The following is a 17,110-nucleotide window of genomic DNA, read 5'->3' on the forward strand; positions in this document are numbered from 1 at the left end:
ATCATATCTTTTGACAAAGTGCTGTTATAGTCATCGGATATATTGTTATGCTACAGATAAAATGCACGTCAGAAATTATTCACCAAAATTTCCTTAAACGGAAAAAAAAGAAGCTTGGAGAAACAAAATCTGTTTCTCCGAGCTTCTTCAAAAAACGAATATTTTATATTTTTAACTCTTAATTCTGGAAATTTCACGAATATCTGGAATATCCTTCTTGAAATCCTTCGTTATTAGAGCACAAAATTTATTTATGAGCAACTTTGTACTTTGGATGAGTCCTTGTGTAAAATGTTCCACTCAAAAATAGAAACAAGCGCATTTATTTTTTAGATCCACTCTTTTGTCAAATGAATATAGATACGTTTGGCAATTTCTACAGTGATCAAATATAGTACAATGATCAAAATAAACCAGCCCCAGTAATTAGCTGGAAGTTTCACAAAGTCAAAAACGTCCCGAATCGGTGTCAAAACGATCACAAAGCCCATAAGAACTGCGCCTAAGCTTGAAAGGATCACAGCAGGTGATGCCATACTTTGAATAAATGGTAACTTTCTTGTCCGAACCATTTGAACGACAAGTGTTTGACTGACTAATCCAACAACAAACCATCCTGTTTGGAACAAGTGCTGTGTGCCAATGCTATTAGCACTAAAGACAAACCACATAACTACATACGTCATAATATCGAAAATACTGCTGACAGGGCCTATGCATAAGGTGAATTTCATCAAACCGTTTGTTTCCCATTTAACAGGTTTCAATAAATCTTCTTCATCTACGTTGTCCCATGGGATCGCAAGTTGCGCAATGTCATAGATCAAATTTTGAATCAATAGTTGAATAGATATCATTGGTAAAAATGGTAAAAAGGCGCTAGCGATCAAAATAGAAAAGACATTCCCAAAATTAGAACTGATCGTAATTTTGATATACTTCATCATATTACTGAAAACTTTTCGGCCTTCAATGACTCCATTTTCTAATACATTTAAACTTTTTTCTAATAAAATGATCGAACTTGCATCTTTGGTAATATCCGCAGCTGTATCAACAGAAATACCTACATCGGCTTTACGTAATGCTGGTGCATCATTAATGCCATCTCCCATAAATCCTACCGTATGACCATTTCCTTGCAGAGTTTCGATGATTCTTGATTTTTGCATCGGATTTAATTTAGCAAACAAATTCGTTTTTTCTACTTCTTCTTTCATTTGCTCATCAGACATATTGTCGATTTCAGAGCCGAGCACAACGTGAGAGACTTCGATCCCAACGTCCCGACAGACCTTTTTTGCAACGATATCATTGTCACCAGTCAATACTTTTACATTGACACCATGCTCATGTAAAGACTTGATGGCTGTGATCGCAGATTCTTTGGCAGGATCTAAAAAGCCCATGAATCCAATCAAAGTCATTCCTTGCTCATCCTCTACACTATAAACTGCTTCACTGTGAACATCCATTTTCACAGCAACGGCTAACGCACGCATTCCCTGTTCATTCATACGGATATTTACTTCACGCATTCTCTCTTGCAGTTCTGGTGTCAATGGAACGATTTCACCGTTGATTTCAGCGTGTGTACAAACAGATTCCATTTCTTCCACAGCGCCTTTAGTGATCATAAATTGATGCCCATCTGCATTTACTACAACAGTCAAACGACGGCGAGAAAAATCAAACGGAATCTCATCCAACTTCGTCACTTTTTTATAAGGACTTTCTACTTTATTTTCTTCGTAAAAATTGATTACCGCAATATCCATTAAATTTTTCCAGCCAGTTTGATAGTGAGAATTCAAAAAAGCCATATCCAACACTTGATTATTGATCTCGCCCAGCGGATCTAAATGCTGAACCAACACGACACGATCTTCTGTGATCGTCCCTGTCTTATCTGTACATAAAACATCCATGCTGCCTAGGTTTTGAATAGACGGTAGTTCTTTTACGATGACTTTATGTTTCGATAAGCTTAATGCACCTTTGGCTAAATTACTGGTGACGATCATCGGCAGCATTTCAGGAGTTAACCCCACGGCAACCGCGATAGCAAAGAAGAACGCATCGCCCCATTCGCCTTTAGTTAAACCATTGATCAAAAATACTACTGGAAATAAGACCATGACCATTCGTAATAAAAACTTGCTGACTTTTGTCAATCCAATATCAAAAGATGTTTTACCACGTTGTGTAGTCGCATTCTTAGCAATATCCCCAAAAAAGGTGTTTTGGCCTGTTTTTAAAATAATTGCTTTTCCTTGACCGCTCAACACATCGGTTCCCATAAATATCAAGTCCTGCATATCCAGCGCGGAAACAGTATCAGAGTTTTTATCGATTCCTGCATCAACAAATTTTTCCACCGGCATCGACTCACCTGTCAGTGAGGATTGATTGATAAATAGATCCTTTGTCCAAATCAACACAGCATCTGCTGGAATCATATCACCTGTTGCTAACGTCACGATATCTCCTGGTACTACTTCATCCATCGGAATTTCTTTCGTTTGTCCTTCACGTGTTACAGCGGTTGTATTCTCTATTAGTTCTTTTAAATTCAAGCTAGCTTTTTGAGAACGATATTCTTGAATAAATGCAATAATCACACTGGCTAAGATCATGATCCCCATAACGATTGCCGCTTCAAAATCCTTTGTTGCGGTTGAAACCACCATCAACAATGCCAATACATAAACAAATGGATCCTTAAACGCTTCTAAAAACATAATAATTGCCGGCGTTGGCTTTTGAGCAGAGACTTCGTTTGGTCCGTATTCTTCTAATCGATTTTTAGCATCTTCTTCAGATAAACCATTTTGTGATGTACGAAGCTCCATCATCAATTCCCGCTCGGATAACATAGCTAATTTTTTTAGTTCTTGATCTTTCGTTACTTTTTTCATTTCTGCTAATTTTTTGTTCATCATTTCCTTTTTCCTCCTCTGACGTAAGGGGTATTCTTTCTATTATTCTAAAATAGAAAATTTTGCCCGCTTCACCTTTTTAGAAAGTGGAAGGAATAGTTCTGCTTGATTCCATCGTTTCTAAGATGAAGGCTACACTTATTTTATTGCGCGAATGACTGGGGTCTTCCATGTGACTCTTCCTCTCTTTTAAGTTTTTTTAGATAAAACGATGGAACTTTTTAAATAATTGTTGAGGTGATTGATCAGTTCTGATTTTCTATTAGCTCGATTGGTTCTTTTTTGATGGAACCTTTTTGCTTTTATTTTCATCATCTATTTTGTCTGCTTCGCAGCCAATCATAGTGATTCGAACTTAGGTCACAACGCTCTTTCCAATCGCCTTGTATTGTTTTTACATCAGATTGCTTTGCAATCTGTGTAAAACAATAAAACGCACACTCAACAATAGAGTGTGCGTAAAAATAACAACTTTAATAAAAGTATCTCTATCGTTGAGCTTTAGCACTATAGGGCGTAGATAATTTCTTATCAGCTACGTTATGAATGACCTTCACGATCATTCCTGTTCAACCAACTAAGAGTCTCTCGATTCTTTCGCGGCAGCAGCCTGTGTCCATATAGGAGCCTCACCTAACAATTATTCAGTTTTTTTATCCGTAACTATCATAGTTCATATTTACGATATTGTCAAAAGAAAACAAAAATAAATTTTCAGAAAAAAATTATAGATCTAAAGACTTCAACTTCAAGCCTAAAATAACCGAACAAGGAACCAAGGTCACAACATTTGTCAGTAATACCGCCAAATCCCATTTCAATGCTCCATACACAACCCATGAAGAAACACCTATGAAAAATAGAATGTACGTAATCAATGAAATTCCTTCGGTATTCTTTGTCTTTATCGTTTGAATTGCTTGCGGAATAAACGATATACTCGTGCAGATTCCTGCGATCATACCTAACAGCGTGATCATTTCTTCTCTAGCTCTTCAACTTTTTGCTTCAATTCATAAAAGCTCTTATTCATTTCCAGCAATTCATTTGCCAGATCTCTTAACACAACGGTCGTCATCAACTGATCCTCAGCATGGATAAAAAGTAACGTTAGTTCACTTTTTTTATCCTTTGCTTCTTTTGTGATCACTGTGAAATGCTCCTTTTCTCCAGCCTGTAAAGCTTCATTTGCTTCATTGATCAATGTTTCAGCTTCGGCAAACTGACCGTTTCTAGAACAAGACATGCTTTCCATCAATTTTGACTTCGCTGTTCCAACTGTACTGATAATATTAAATGCGACTAATTCTAATCCATCCATTCCACTCACTTCTTTCTATTCATAATTCATCGTGATCACTTCATAGCCATCAATTTCTGGCACCGTGAAGATCACTTTGTCTTCTACTATTTCAAAAGATAAAGTCTGATTTGATTTTACTTGATTCACTTGTTTGATGATCAGATGATCTAGATTTGTTTTATTTCGAATTACACATAGATCCAATTCGATTTGTTGGTTATATAGCGGGATTTTATCTTCGATCGTATCTAAGGTCAACGCCCGACGTTCTGGAATATAATGCAGCAAATTCAAAATCAATCTTTTTTGTGATTCTTGATGATTCAAAATCACATCAGCTGATGTTGGTAAATCACTAATGATCATTTTTTTACTATTCAATAAATGATCGATCCCAGCTAAAATCAATTCTTTATACGCTTTTACTCCTTGAGTTTTATACATTTCAAATAACGGAAATGTGTAGTACATCGTTTGGTCATTCACTGTCACAACAGGATTCCCCGTTTTTTCTCCAACAGGGGCTTGAAAATGAGAATAGTAATGGTGATACTTTCGTTCTACTAAAGGTGCCGCTTCTTCTCCTTTAATAGCAGCGTCGATCGACTGAACGATCGTTCCTTTCCCATGCATAACAAGCTCACCTTTAGGTAATTTAGGAAATAAGAACGGATCAAAATAGCCATACATCGGTGCTGTCTCATGTTCTCCTGTAAAAATAAGCCCCAAACTTTGAATGAATCGATCTCCTTTGATCAATCCACTATGATAGCTTGCTAAAATTTTGCCGCCTTGTTCAACGTACTCTTCGAGTAGTTCAGCTAATTCATGTGTTAAAACAAGCTTATCAGGTAAGATCAACAGCTCATATCCAGTCCAATCCATCCACTGATCCACAATGTCAAATTGATAATGGGCTTCATTCAGCATATTGACTGCTCCAGCCAAAGACAAGTCCACTTTCTCCTTGCTGGCAGCAACAATTCCAGGATGTAGGATAGCTATTTCAGTGATTGCCTGACTATTTAAAGAGTAGCTCTCCAATTCTTTGACTTGATCGTAAACAGTTCCGATCAACGTGTAGGTTGCTTCCTGTAATGTGCCATCTGGATACATCTGATCCCCAATAGAGCACTTTGCACCATGAGCAAGAGCCAAAAATGTTTCATATTCTAACGCGGCTTGATTCTTATAGCTGCCAAAGTCAGCCCAAACTTTATGAAACTTCCCAGTCATCCCTAAATATTCTTTCCCTAAATTTTTAGCATAGCGGACAACCGTTGGAAAATGCTGATAGCCCCACTCTCCACTAGGTAATGATTCAATCTCTAAATGACTGTACTGCTCAAGATTGGGACGAATACTCGGTAAAATATTTCCCTCATTAAAAAAGATCGGACAATCAGGAGCTGAATTTCTGATCGTGCGATGAATTTCTTTCTTTAAATACTGTTCAGTTTCTTTCGCAAAAGCTAGACGATCGGATTCACTTTCTGGATCATAGCCTTGAGCCGACATTTTTTTGATACAGTCATTACAACAGCAATCATCCTGCCAAACAATATCAAAGAATAACCCATCTAATTTTTCACCAAAATGCTCTATCGTATCTCTGATTTGCTCTTTTAAATAGTCGAGGTATGGTGTATTAAAACATAGCGTTTTCCAACCTGGTTTTAACTGTCCATACTCTTCAAAACCATACATACGCCCATCGGGTTTTCTTTCCAGCCATTCAGGATGATGATCTGCAGCGTACGCATCCCATCCTACACTTAAATAAATAGGGGCATTGATCCCGATCTCATGACAAGCATCGACTTGTTCCATCAAAAAATCCTTTTTCATTTGAGGGTGTTGTGCTGGAAGCTTCGTTTGATAATAAATATGCCCATGATGACATCTCCCCGTCAACGTAACGGAATTTACTTCTGCTTTTAATAACGTCTGCTGAAATTGCTTTTTATCAAAATTCTTTCCTAGTTCAAAAGGCAAGACAGGTGTATGAAAATCTAAATGAATTTGCCGTGAAGCTAACTTACTCATTTTGACCTGCCTCCCTAAACTGAAATTTTGACCACGGCTTGATATAAGGTAGTAAAAAGAGTTCTTCGGGAACGATTTTAGCCACAACGTTTTTCTCTCCACCATGATTTGGCATTGCCTGTTTTACAATATTTAGTTCCCCTTTATACTGTCCAAACGAATTATTGCCGATCGTAATATCTCCTTTGATTACATTTTCCTTCAAATTATTTCTTGGAATATCTGCCGTTTGATACTCAAGCTTTACAAAAGTTGAGCGGATACTGTAACTATTGATATCGCCACGATTAAAATGCTGATGATTTAAAACAACTTCTTTTTCTAATTCCGTTGTTCCTTCAGCGAAAATCACATCAAATTGTACTTGATTCGTTAACAGCTGACTCAAAGCTTTTAGTTCTGCTTCTGAAGCAAACGCATTCGCTACGATGATATCATCGATCAAGCCTGTTGCGATCAAATGCTTTGCCTGTAGCGTAATCGCCAGATCACGATGCGATTCAAGTGTGCATAAGCCATCCGTATATGGATGCGGTCCGTGTTTTGCCTCATGAGAATTAACAAAAGCCGCCGTTCTCAGACCCAAAGCTTTATATTTTTCAGAACATTTGATGAAGTAATCATAATCTAACCCTGTAAAACGCTGCGGGTAAAAATTGTGGCAGCCGATGATCCTTTTTTTATTTGGCTGATAAGAAAGAACATTTTCTAAATAGTAAGTATCATTACTGATATTGATTTCTAGATCCAAGTCTGTCTGATCGAACGTGATCAATGATTCTACCAAACCATCAAACGTTGAATCCAAGCGAATGCCAGTTGCTCCCATTTCCTTGAAGAAAGAAAGATCATGATAGCTAATATTCAACTGATCGAATACCGCTGGATTTAAATCTAAAATCACTTCCATTTGGTGGCTTCGTGCATGATGTATCGCTTTTTTCAATGATTGGAGGACCATTTCTTCCTGTCCTTTTTCGATCATCAAAAGGTTGGTAAATACACGACCAAAACCATATTTTGCTGCCAAGTCGATATAGGCAAGTGTCTCTTCCTGTTTTTCTTTATATGGATAAATTGAAATTCCTAACATGATCATTCCCGCTTTCTTTACTATGCTTGTACGGCTGCTGTTTCCTTACTTGCCGCTTCATCTTGAGCTTTTGCTTCGATTTCTTTTTCCATCATGCTTTTATCAAAGGCTTTAAAGAATGGCAAATAAATGAATCCTGCAACTACGATATTGACGATTGCTAAAACGGCTGCTCGCCAATCTAGACCTGTCGCCATCATTGCGCCGATTGGTGCCGGCAATGTCCAAGGAGCAATCGCTATTGGATAATTCACTAGATGAAAAACGCCCATTGCTAAATAAGTGATGATTCCCATAACAACTGGTGCTGCAATAAAAGGAATGGCAAAGAAAGGATTCATCACGATCGGCACACCGAAGATCAATGGTTCATTGATATTGAAAATTCCAGGAACTAACGTGAATTTACCCATTTTTTTACAAAACTCAGATTTCCCGAAAAAGGCCATCAAAAAGGCTAACGATAACGTTGCTCCTGCTCCGCCGATCCAGATAAACCACTGGAAGAACTGCTCTGTCATAAAATGCGGAACCGCGGTACCAGCTGCTGCTGCATTGATATTGGTATTCAAATTTTCATACCAGAAAGGATATAAGATCGGCGTCGCAATGATCATCCCGTGGATCCCGAAGATCCAAACGATCGTGATCAACAAAATCGGTACGATCACAGAAAGAACATTGTCTCCTGCAAAGTAACGAATCGGTGAAAAGACCCACTGAAGTGCACTATTGATATCAAAATTCAAGCCGACTTTGATCACCCAAGCAGTGACGATCACGATCGCACCTGGAATCAATGCTGCAAAAGAGTTGATCACAGATGTGGGTACACCATGAGGCATTTTGATGACCATGTTTCTTTTCACGCAAAAACGTACGACCTCTACGGTAAATATCGAAATAATAATTGCTGTAAATAATCCCCCTGCGCCAAAATTTCCCATCGGCAATACCGTTCCGCTGATCGTCAAACCAGCTTTTTCAGCTACGTCAGCATCGATCGTGCCCGGTGTGATCGCCGCAATCAAAAAGGCTAGAACAGCTAAAACACTAGTAGAAACTTTATCCAGCTTGTAATCTTCACACAAACTAGATGCAATCCCGATACACACATAGACAGACATGAAATCCATCGTAAAGACCATTGGGATCTTTAGCTGCTCTGCAAATGGGGCAATAAACTCTTTCCAAGCATCGATCGGTAAATTCAGCATAATGATAAACACTGATCCGATGATCGTAACGGGAATGATTACGCTCATCCCATTTCTGACTGCTGTTAAATACCGATTATTTGCAATATTCCCCATCACTTCAACAACTTTGTTAAAGTTGAACTTACTTGCTTTTGTATTCATTTTGTTCTCCCTTCTTTTTTGAACCGTTTCAATTTTTGTGTAGGAAAATAAAAGATCTTGCTTCTTTTATTTTCCTACAGATTCTTTTACTAAACGATATAAATCTGGAATCCCCATTGGTGTATATAGAACGCCTTCAATTGGGATCAATGGGATTCCTTTCGCGTCTGCTTCCTTTTGTAGGTGAGCTTTTCTGAAACTGACTTGAGGTGCTAAAAGCAGCGCATCCCAGTCTTCCTGCTGCATTTTAAGTCCAACTGCTTCTGTTCCTGTTGCCTCCATGTAAAAATCCTCATCACCATTTTTCTTGGCTTCTGCTACTAAATTTTCTGCTAAGATCGAAGAACTCATCCCGCCACCGCATGCTAATAATACTTTCATAAAATTTCCTCCCTATTATTTTTGAACCGTTTCAATTTTACGATGTAATTATAATATGCAAACGCTTAATTTTCAAGTCCTTTTTTTATTTTTTTTGTTGAATCACGCCAAAGAAGGCTTGTAGGAAGCTCTATAACTGCATTTTGAGTACGATCAGAATCTTTTATTTTTTGAATAAGTAAGGCGCCGATCGTTTCACCGATTTGTTGAACAGGTTGCTCAATTACTGTTAATTTTGGCTGTAAAATATCACTCAGTTCAAAATGATCAAACCCCACAACAGAAACATCTTCTGGAATAATCAATTGCTGCTCATAAATTGCCTGTACAGCTCCAAGCGTCATATAGTAATTCGTGCTGTATAAAGCAGTGATCTCACCTTCAGCCAAAAGCTCTCCAGCTTTTACATAACCAGATTCTTTTTTATAATCACCGATTTTGACAAGTGAAGAATCATATAATTCCAATTTTTTCATTGCATCTACATAGCCATTCAAACGTTCTCTACCAATAAAACGATCTTGGCTTCCTGCTATGATACCAATTTTCTTGTGTCCTAACTTAGCCAATTTCTCAACTACAGTGTAAGAAGCGTGATAATTATCCACCAAAACTGTGTCTGTTTGAAAATCAGCGATCGGTGCATCTACTGCGATGATCGGCGTTCCTTCATTTTTAAATTTGTCCAATACAGCTAGCTTTTCTTCCAGATGAAAAATGACCACACCATCAACCGAACGGGAACGTAAAAATTCTAATTTTTTCTCTAACTTCTGTAGATCATTTTGGTAGTCACAAAGAATCAGACTATAATTATTTTCTTCTAAATAAGATTCCAGATAGGTAACGATCGACGTTGCAAATACGTCTGTCAGCGTATTGATGACCACACCAATAGAAAGGCTCTTATTATTTTTAAGTCCTTTGGCAATAATATTTTCTTCATAACCAAGCTTTTCGATTGCCGCACGAATATTATCCATATTCGTCTTTTTTAGCTGGTGTCCATTTAAATACCTAGAAACTGTGCCTAAAGAAACACCCGCTTCTTTTGCGACTTCTCTGATCGTTGCCACGTTATCCCATTCCTCCTCTTTACAACTTACTATCTACATACTAACGAAGGTTCAAAATTATTTCAATCATAAATAGCGTATTGTTAGATATTTTTATTCATTTACAGCTTAGAGAGCGGCTCACTCAAAAAAACATTTACTGTGTTCAATAGATTCCATTTTCATCAGCAGGAAGCCTTAACATTTTTTATCATTGACAAAAATAGACCTAAGTCAAAATCAAACTTTTGACTCAGGTCCTCGTTGAAGCAACAGTAAAGCTGAATCAGCGACTTATTTTACTTCCTCAACTTCTGCCATATCTTCAATATATTTGTATACTTGTTGTCCTGCGATTCCGCCTTCACCAACAGCAGTGGTGATTTGACGTAAAGTTTTCTCACGAACATCTCCGATTGCGTAAACACCCGGCATACTTGTCTTCATATCTTGATCTGTTTCTATCCAGCCTTCCGCATTCGTAAGACCAGCTTTTTTGAATGGTTCAGTCAATGGGTCAAGTCCAACATAAATGAACACACCGTCCGCGTCGATCGATTTTACTTCATCAGTAACGACATTTCTCAATTGCCCGCCAGTTACGACCATATCATTGCCGGTAATTTCTTCTAAAACGGTATTCCACTCAAATGAAATTTTTTCGTTGGCAAATGCGCGGTCTTGAATGATTTTTTGAGCACGTAGCTCGTCACGACGATGAACAATGACCACTTCTGAAGCAAACTGTGTTAAATAAATTGCTTCTTCTACAGCTGAATCTCCGCCGCCGATCACCAATAATTTTTTATTGCGGAAAAAAGCACCGTCACAGACAGCACAGTACGAAACACCGCGCCCAGCAAATTCTTCTTCGCCTTTCACACCTAATTTACGGTGCTCACAGCCCGTCGCAATAATGACAGTTTTTGCTTGGTAGGTTTTATCATCACAGATCACTTCTTTATAAGTTCCCTGATCTTTGATATCCATCACGATGCCATAAGCATTTTCTGTACCGAATTTTTCTACATTCTCATACATTTTATAGGCTAGTTCAGGTCCCATAATAGAATCAAAGCCTGGATAGTTTTCTACCTCTGCCGTATTATTCATTTGTCCACCTGGTGCTCCACGTTCAATCATCAATACAGAAAGATTAGAACGAGACGCATATAAAGCAGCAGTCATCCCCGCAGGACCTGCGCCGATTACGATCACATCATACATAAGTCTTTCAACCTCCGAATTTTCAAGTACATTTACTTTACTACTTAGATAGACGATTGTCTATCTTTCTGCCCGAGCCTATTTTTCTAGCCAGACGTTGCTTTTCTTTCATTAGCATCAACGTTGTCTATTATATCATGCTTCATTCTGTCTTTAAACACTAGATTGAACAATAAAAAAGAAACGGTCAAAATCGAGATATCTTGACCGTTTCCTTATTATCCCTCGCCATTTTGCAGTTGATACATATCTGCATACAATCCATTCTTTTCTAGTAACTGCGTATGATTCCCACGTTCTACAATTCGACCTTTATCTAAAACCAAAATAAGATCAGCATCCCGAATCGTCGACAAACGGTGAGCAATCGCGATCGTCGTTCGTCCTTGTCTCATATTAGCCAATCCTTCTTGGATCAAACCTTCAGTTTCTGTATCGATATTCGCCGTTGCTTCATCCAGTACAAGAATTTTCGGATCTGTGACCATCGTTCGCGCAAATGAAATCAATTGACGTTGGCCACTAGAATAACTTGCACCACGTTCAATCACTTTCGCATGATATTTCCCAGGCAACGTCTCAATAAATTTATCAGCTTGAACAAACGTTGCTGCATCCTTTATTTGTTCATCTGTAATATCAGGATTCAGCATCCGAATATTCCCAGCGATATCTCCGTAAAACATAAACGCATCCTGTAAAACCAAGCCCAATTTTTTACGCAATTCAGGCAATGGATACTCACGAATATCCCGATCATCGATCAAGATTTCACCTTCGTAAAATTCATAAAAGCGCATCAACACATTGATGATCGAACTTTTCCCACTACCAGTATGTCCGATCAAAGCTACTGTCTCTCCTGGGTAGGCAATAAAACTGATATGATCCAATACATTATTTTTCCCATCATAAGAAAAACTAACGTTTCGAAACTCGATCTTGCCTTCTGTGATCGTGGCATCAGCACTTGGGTTTTGCTGCGGTGTAACTTCCTGATTATCAAAGATTTTAAGAATCCGACTTCCCGCCACCATACCATCTGTAAAAACACTCAAAAAATCCATCATTTGCGTCATCGGATTAAAGAATGCCTGAACATAAGTCACAAAAGCATAAATCATCCCAACTTCTACTGGTGAATGCAGCGCATCATACCCAAATAAGGTCAAAGACAAAGCAATTGCCAGCGTATACAGAAAATTGATGATCGGTCCAAGTAACAATGAATTCGTGCGAATCATCGAAAAACGAGTTCGTAAGTATTCATCATTTGTTTCTTCAAATTCTTTTTCCAAACGTGTTTCTTGTCTAAACTGCTGAATGATCTGCATTCCTGAAATATATTCGTTTAATTTTGTATTCAGTTGACTCAATTTTTCCCGCATGCTTCGGTAAATCCTAGAACTAAATTTTTGATAATACCAAATAACGATCAATAAAATCGGTAAAAAGATCAAATTATATAAAGCAATTTTTCCATTGATCTGAAACATTGCGATAAACGAAGAAACAACTGCAAAAATGCCCGTCAAGACCATCAAAAAGACATACCAAAATTCAAACAATGTTTCTGTGTCATTTGTCACACGGGAAACGATCGAACCCGCCGGTGTTTGATCAAAGTAGCGCATTCCCAGAGTCTGAAGCTTTTCAAACAACTTCACTCGAATATATTGATAGGTTTTTAAGGACGCCATCGAATATAAAAACCATTGGAAAAACCAAATAATACTTTTCACGATGATCCCAAATAAATACAGTCCGGCAAAAAAGAAAATCACTTGATTCGTCGCTGTTTTGGGTGTTAAATAATCATCCATGAACAATTGAATGATTCGCGGCAAAATAATATTGATGACAGCAAGAACCAGTGCAAAGAAAATAGCTGATAAAAAGGTTCGGCGAAAAGGCTTAGCGAATTTAAGCAGCCGTTTTACGATCGTCACTTGTTCTTTTAGCGGTATCGATTTTGTCCATTCTGATTCATATTTTTCTTCCATTAGACGTCACTCCCTTCGATTTTAGCTTCCAGTTGCTGTTTGTCCCACATCCGTTTGTACCAGCCTGCTAAATGTAATAGCTCTTGATGCGTTCCCCGTTCAATGATCTTTCCTTCATCTAAGACGATGATTTCCTTCGCATGCATCACACTACTTAATCGGTGGGCTGCAATGATCGTTGTTTTTTCTTTACGTGCTTCTTTTAAATTAGACAAAATCGCTTCTTCCGTTTTTGCGTCCACAGCAGATAAAGCATCATCAAGAATCAGTAATTCAGGATCGACAATCAATGCTCTAGCAATCGAGATCCGTTGTTTTTGTCCACCCGATAATGACACACCACGTTCCCCAACTAAGGTATCATATCCTTTTGGAAACGCTTTGATCTCATTATTGATAAACGCCATTTCTGCTGCTGACTCTACTTGCTCTTCAGTAAAATCAGGGTTAGCAAAACGAATATTTTCCCGAATCGTCATTGAAAATAGAAAATGATCTTGCGGCACATAACCAATGGAATGCATCAAAGCATCCAATGAATAATCTTTGATGTTGTGTCCGCCAAAGGACACTTGTCCCTGGTAATTATCATATTCTCGCATCAATAATTTTAAGATCGTTGTCTTACCTGCTCCTGTTTTCCCAACGATCCCTAAAGTTTCCCCTTCATTTAAGACAAATTTGATTTGCTCTAACGTTGTCTCTTTATCCTTTGGATACTTAAATTCCGCAACTTCGATCGACAATTCTCCTTTAGCCGGTGTCTGAATCGCATCTTTTCGCTCGACAATATGGGATTTGGCATGAAGCAATTCATTGACACGATCATAACTCGCATTTCCACGCTCCAATACATTGAACAAACGTCCGATCGCAAACATTGGCCAAATCAGCATACCGATATAACTAATAAAAGAGATCAATTGACCGATCGTAATTGTACCATCCATGATAAAGCGTCCGCCAATGATGATCGTCAGCACATACGAAATACCAATAATCAGTGTGATGAACGGATCGAATAATGCATCTAAAAAATTTACCCGTTTGTTTTTGATGATCGCATCATCGATTTTTTCAGTAAAATCAGCAATGTCTTCCTTTTCTTGACCAAACGTTTTGATAACTTTCATTCCGGTGATGCTTTCCTGTGTTTTATCGTTGATCGTTGAAAAAGCGGCTTGTGAATCACGGAATGCATCGTGCAGCTTAGATCCTAGAATTCTCGAAGTCACTGCTAATAATGGCAATGGAATCAAGGCAATCAGCGTCAACCGCCAATCAACAAACAAAATCATCGCAATGATCGTGGCTCCTCCTGTGATCAATGAATCCGCAAAAGTTAAAATACCAGCACCCGCAACATTTTGAATTGCATTCAAATCATTCGTTGCATGCGCCATCAAGTCCCCTGTACGATAATTTTGATAAAAAACAGCATCCATTTTTGTAAAATGATGAAATAATTGCCGTCTTAAATTTTTCTCAAGTCGGGCAGCGCTTCCCCAAATATACAAACGCCAAATATAACGAAAAATATATTGTGCTAAAGCTGCTGCTAATAATACACCTACCCAAAACAAAATCGACTGAATCGCTATATTTTTAGCAGCGATTTCATCAACAACGATCCCAATGACCTTCGGCGGAACTAGCTGTACAAGGGCAACCATGATCAATGAAAAAACCCCAATAACATAACTTTTCTTTTCCTGCCTAAAAAACCAACCTAATTTTTTAAATATAGACATGTACATTCTCCTCTTCTAAACTTGCTACTTACCACTCACATCATTTCTCTGTTGTTTTCCCATTATCTATACAACTCCTTTCATTTACTAAAAATAAGTGCAAAAAAACGGGCTAAAAAATCAGCCCGTTGTGCTCTTGAAATCTGAATAGCTTCAAAAGAACCTATTTGTCTCCCTGGTTCTTCATTTGCTGCATCATTTGACGTATCTTCTTCTCAGAAGGTTTTTGTCCCATTGACATCATCATCATTCGTAACATATCCTCATTAACGGGAGGATTCTTTTTGAAATAATCTTGCATATATTTGCGCGCAAGGAAAAATCCGCCTGCTGCACCTGCTAATAAAGCGATAATCGCGATTAACACTACTAAACCTGTTGACATATAAATCTCTCCTTTCTCATAGAAAAGTCAAACAAAAGTTTCTGCACTTTAAACCATTTACGCAGTCAATGCTCTTGTTAGACTCATTATCTCTAATTTTATTGAGGAGCTTATCCTCTTTTTAATGAAATTGCTCTCAAGAAATCATTTTACTAGAAAGCAGGTGAAAAGAAAAGCTATTTTACTATATTATTCACAAGAAATTTATGAATAGTCTTTTCTCATATTTGTTGCAGATAAAAAGCCTGCAGCATTTTTATTTTTGTGCTTCTATTTTCTCTAATAAATCTGGATCGAATGTTTGCGATTTTAACATAGCAATCTCATAACCGTAAGGTGCTTTGCTTGTTTTTTTATCTGCACCAACATAAGGCGTTTCTAAAATTTTCGGTAGTTCTGTCAATGTTTCATGATGAACGACTTTGTTCAATGCATCAAACCCGATCGTTCCAAAACCGATATTTGCATGACGATCTTTATGGGAACCCATCGGATTTTTAGAATCATTCACATGAACGACTTTCAAGCGGTCTAATCCGATGATCTTGTCAAATTCTTCCAAGACACCATCAAAATCTTCTTTTACATTATAACCAGCATCATTGATATGGCATGTATCCATCGTTACCGATAATTTTTCATTTAATGTAACGCCTTCGATGATCGTCGCTAATTCTTCAAACGTCCGTCCTAGCTCAGTCCCTTTACCAGCCATTGTTTCTAATGCGATCTGCGGAATTTGCTCTTTCCAAAGCACTTCATCCAAGCCTTTGATAATTTGCTTTAGACCAGCATCGACACCAGCTCCAACGTGAGCTCCCGGATGCAAAGTAATTTGTGTGGCACCTAAAGCTTGTGCTCGTTCAATTTCCTGACGTAAAAATTCCGTCGCAAAACCAAAATTCTCTACTTTGATCGTATTACCTAAATTAATGATATATGGTGCATGAACAACGATATTGCTCAAATTATGCTCAGCCATAAATTTTTGACCAGTCTCAATATTCATCTCTTCGATCGGTTTACGGCGCGTATTTTGAGGCGCACCTGTATAGATCATAAAGGTTGTAGCATCATAACTAGCCGCTTCCTCAGCAGCTCCTAATAACATTTTTTTACCACTCATACTCACATGCGAACCTAATAACATAAAAATCCTCCTTAAAATAAAAGCGGAATGAGCCTGTTTAGTCTCGACTAGAAAATAGGAAAACATGACTGAGGTGCTTTTTGCCTCATTCAGGTTTTATCTTTTTCTCGAGAGACTGGCTCATGCAGCTAGATAACGATAAAAGCGGAACAAATCGCTTAATCCTGTAGAAAATTAGGGAATTGGTATTGAAACGCTTTTTGTTTCACTGGCAATTTATCTATTTTCCTAAGGATTGATTTGTGCAGCTGGATAATAATAAAAGCGGAACAGGTCGCTTAGCCTTGACCGGAAAATAGGAAAAATGAAATGTGGTGCTTTTTGCCACAATTCATTTTTATCTTTTTCCAGAAAGGCTGACCTGTACAGCTGGATAACAATAAAAGCGGAACAAGCCGCTTAGCCTTGACAGAAAA

Annotated in this window: 13 protein-coding genes and 1 riboswitch; all 13 genes read right to left on the reverse strand. The window is 38.0% G+C overall.

Annotation, left to right across the window (positions count from 1 at the left end; all coding sequences use genetic code 11):
* Positions 1-329: 329 nt before the first annotated feature.
* The 13 genes from mgtA to IGI58_RS01995 all read right to left on the reverse strand — a co-directional run bounded on the left by mgtA (position 330) and on the right by IGI58_RS01995 (position 16,694).
* Positions 330-2,942 (reverse strand): magnesium-translocating P-type ATPase, encoded by a 2,613-nt coding sequence (gene mgtA / locus IGI58_RS01935; protein ID WP_429954740.1) that lies wholly within the window; start codon positions 2,940-2,942, stop codon positions 330-332.
* A gap of 477 nt (positions 2,943-3,419) precedes the next feature.
* Positions 3,420-3,587, reverse strand: a riboswitch (M-box (ykoK) riboswitch).
* Positions 3,588-3,664: 77 nt separating this feature from the next.
* Positions 3,665-3,919 carry a SemiSWEET family sugar transporter gene (locus tag IGI58_RS01940; RefSeq protein ID WP_225534346.1) on the reverse strand — a complete coding sequence of 85 codons (255 nt, stop codon included), beginning with the start codon at positions 3,917-3,919 and terminating at the stop codon, positions 3,665-3,667.
* Entirely contained in the window at positions 3,916-4,260 is a 345-nt protein-coding gene (locus IGI58_RS01945; RefSeq protein WP_429954738.1) for a PTS lactose/cellobiose transporter subunit IIA, read from the reverse strand. Before IGI58_RS01945 ends, IGI58_RS01940 begins: the two co-directional genes overlap by 4 nt.
* 15 nt (positions 4,261-4,275) lie before the next feature.
* Positions 4,276-6,288 (reverse strand): alpha-amylase family protein, encoded by a 2,013-nt coding sequence (locus IGI58_RS01950; RefSeq protein ID WP_429954736.1) that lies wholly within the window; start codon positions 6,286-6,288, stop codon positions 4,276-4,278.
* Positions 6,281-7,381: a DUF871 domain-containing protein gene (locus tag IGI58_RS01955; RefSeq protein WP_429954734.1), complete on the reverse strand. Its 1,101-nt coding sequence runs from the start codon at positions 7,379-7,381 to the stop codon at positions 6,281-6,283. Before IGI58_RS01955 ends, IGI58_RS01950 begins: the two co-directional genes overlap by 8 nt.
* A 20-nt stretch (positions 7,382-7,401) precedes the next feature.
* Positions 7,402-8,742, reverse strand: coding sequence for a PTS sugar transporter subunit IIC (locus IGI58_RS01960; protein ID WP_429954732.1), 1,341 nt, complete (start codon positions 8,740-8,742; stop codon positions 7,402-7,404).
* A 66-nt stretch (positions 8,743-8,808) separates the two neighbouring features.
* Entirely contained in the window at positions 8,809-9,123 is a 315-nt protein-coding gene (locus IGI58_RS01965) for a PTS sugar transporter subunit IIB (protein ID WP_087641317.1), read from the reverse strand.
* 65 nt (positions 9,124-9,188) lie between these two features.
* Positions 9,189-10,199, reverse strand: a complete 1,011-nt coding sequence (locus IGI58_RS01970) for a LacI family DNA-binding transcriptional regulator (protein ID WP_429954729.1) — start codon at positions 10,197-10,199, stop codon at positions 9,189-9,191.
* 273 nt (positions 10,200-10,472) lie between these two features.
* On the reverse strand, positions 10,473-11,405 hold the full coding sequence (trxB, locus tag IGI58_RS01975; protein ID WP_087641315.1) for a thioredoxin-disulfide reductase: 933 nt from the start codon (positions 11,403-11,405) through the stop codon (positions 10,473-10,475).
* Positions 11,406-11,623: 218 nt separating this feature from the next.
* Positions 11,624-13,408 (reverse strand): ABC transporter ATP-binding protein, encoded by a 1,785-nt coding sequence (locus tag IGI58_RS01980; protein ID WP_429954727.1) that lies wholly within the window; start codon positions 13,406-13,408, stop codon positions 11,624-11,626.
* Positions 13,408-15,159: an ABC transporter ATP-binding protein gene (locus IGI58_RS01985; RefSeq protein ID WP_429954725.1), complete on the reverse strand. Its 1,752-nt coding sequence runs from the start codon at positions 15,157-15,159 to the stop codon at positions 13,408-13,410. The genes IGI58_RS01980 and IGI58_RS01985 overlap by 1 nt, the downstream gene beginning before the upstream one ends.
* 163 nt (positions 15,160-15,322) lie before the next feature.
* Positions 15,323-15,544, reverse strand: coding sequence for a YneF family protein (locus tag IGI58_RS01990; protein ID WP_010764461.1), 222 nt, complete (start codon positions 15,542-15,544; stop codon positions 15,323-15,325).
* A gap of 256 nt (positions 15,545-15,800) precedes the next feature.
* The gene (locus tag IGI58_RS01995) at positions 15,801-16,694 is read right to left on the reverse strand and encodes a deoxyribonuclease IV (protein WP_429954723.1); all 894 of its coding nucleotides are present in this window, start codon (positions 16,692-16,694) and stop codon (positions 15,801-15,803) included.
* Positions 16,695-17,110 lie beyond the last annotated feature (416 nt).

It is taken from the genome of Enterococcus sp. AZ020, from assembly GCF_050499205.1.
GTDB lineage: Bacteria > Bacillota > Bacilli > Lactobacillales > Enterococcaceae > Enterococcus_L > Enterococcus_L dunnyi.

What these genes read in the sequence shown, in the direction of transcription:
- mgtA (WP_429954740.1), bottom strand. Translation starts at nt 2,942, where the DNA reads ATGATGAACAAAAAATTAGCAGAAATGAAAAAAGTAACGAAAGATCAA.
- IGI58_RS01940 (WP_225534346.1), bottom strand. Translation starts at nt 3,919, where the DNA reads ATGATCACGCTGTTAGGTATGATCGCAGGAATCTGCACGAGTATATCG.
- IGI58_RS01945 (WP_429954738.1), bottom strand. Translation starts at nt 4,260, where the DNA reads ATGGATGGATTAGAATTAGTCGCATTTAATATTATCAGTACAGTTGGA.
- IGI58_RS01950 (WP_429954736.1), bottom strand. Translation starts at nt 6,288, where the DNA reads ATGAGTAAGTTAGCTTCACGGCAAATTCATTTAGATTTTCATACACCT.
- IGI58_RS01955 (WP_429954734.1), bottom strand. Translation starts at nt 7,381, where the DNA reads ATGTTAGGAATTTCAATTTATCCATATAAAGAAAAACAGGAAGAGACA.
- IGI58_RS01960 (WP_429954732.1), bottom strand. Translation starts at nt 8,742, where the DNA reads ATGAATACAAAAGCAAGTAAGTTCAACTTTAACAAAGTTGTTGAAGTG.
- IGI58_RS01965 (WP_087641317.1), bottom strand. Translation starts at nt 9,123, where the DNA reads ATGAAAGTATTATTAGCATGCGGTGGCGGGATGAGTTCTTCGATCTTA.
- trxB (WP_087641315.1), bottom strand. Translation starts at nt 11,405, where the DNA reads ATGTATGATGTGATCGTAATCGGCGCAGGTCCTGCGGGGATGACTGCT.
- IGI58_RS01980 (WP_429954727.1), bottom strand. Translation starts at nt 13,408, where the DNA reads ATGGAAGAAAAATATGAATCAGAATGGACAAAATCGATACCGCTAAAA.
- IGI58_RS01985 (WP_429954725.1), bottom strand. Translation starts at nt 15,159, where the DNA reads ATGTCTATATTTAAAAAATTAGGTTGGTTTTTTAGGCAGGAAAAGAAA.
- IGI58_RS01990 (WP_010764461.1), bottom strand. Translation starts at nt 15,544, where the DNA reads ATGTCAACAGGTTTAGTAGTGTTAATCGCGATTATCGCTTTATTAGCA.
- IGI58_RS01995 (WP_429954723.1), bottom strand. Translation starts at nt 16,694, where the DNA reads ATGTTATTAGGTTCGCATGTGAGTATGAGTGGTAAAAAAATGTTATTA.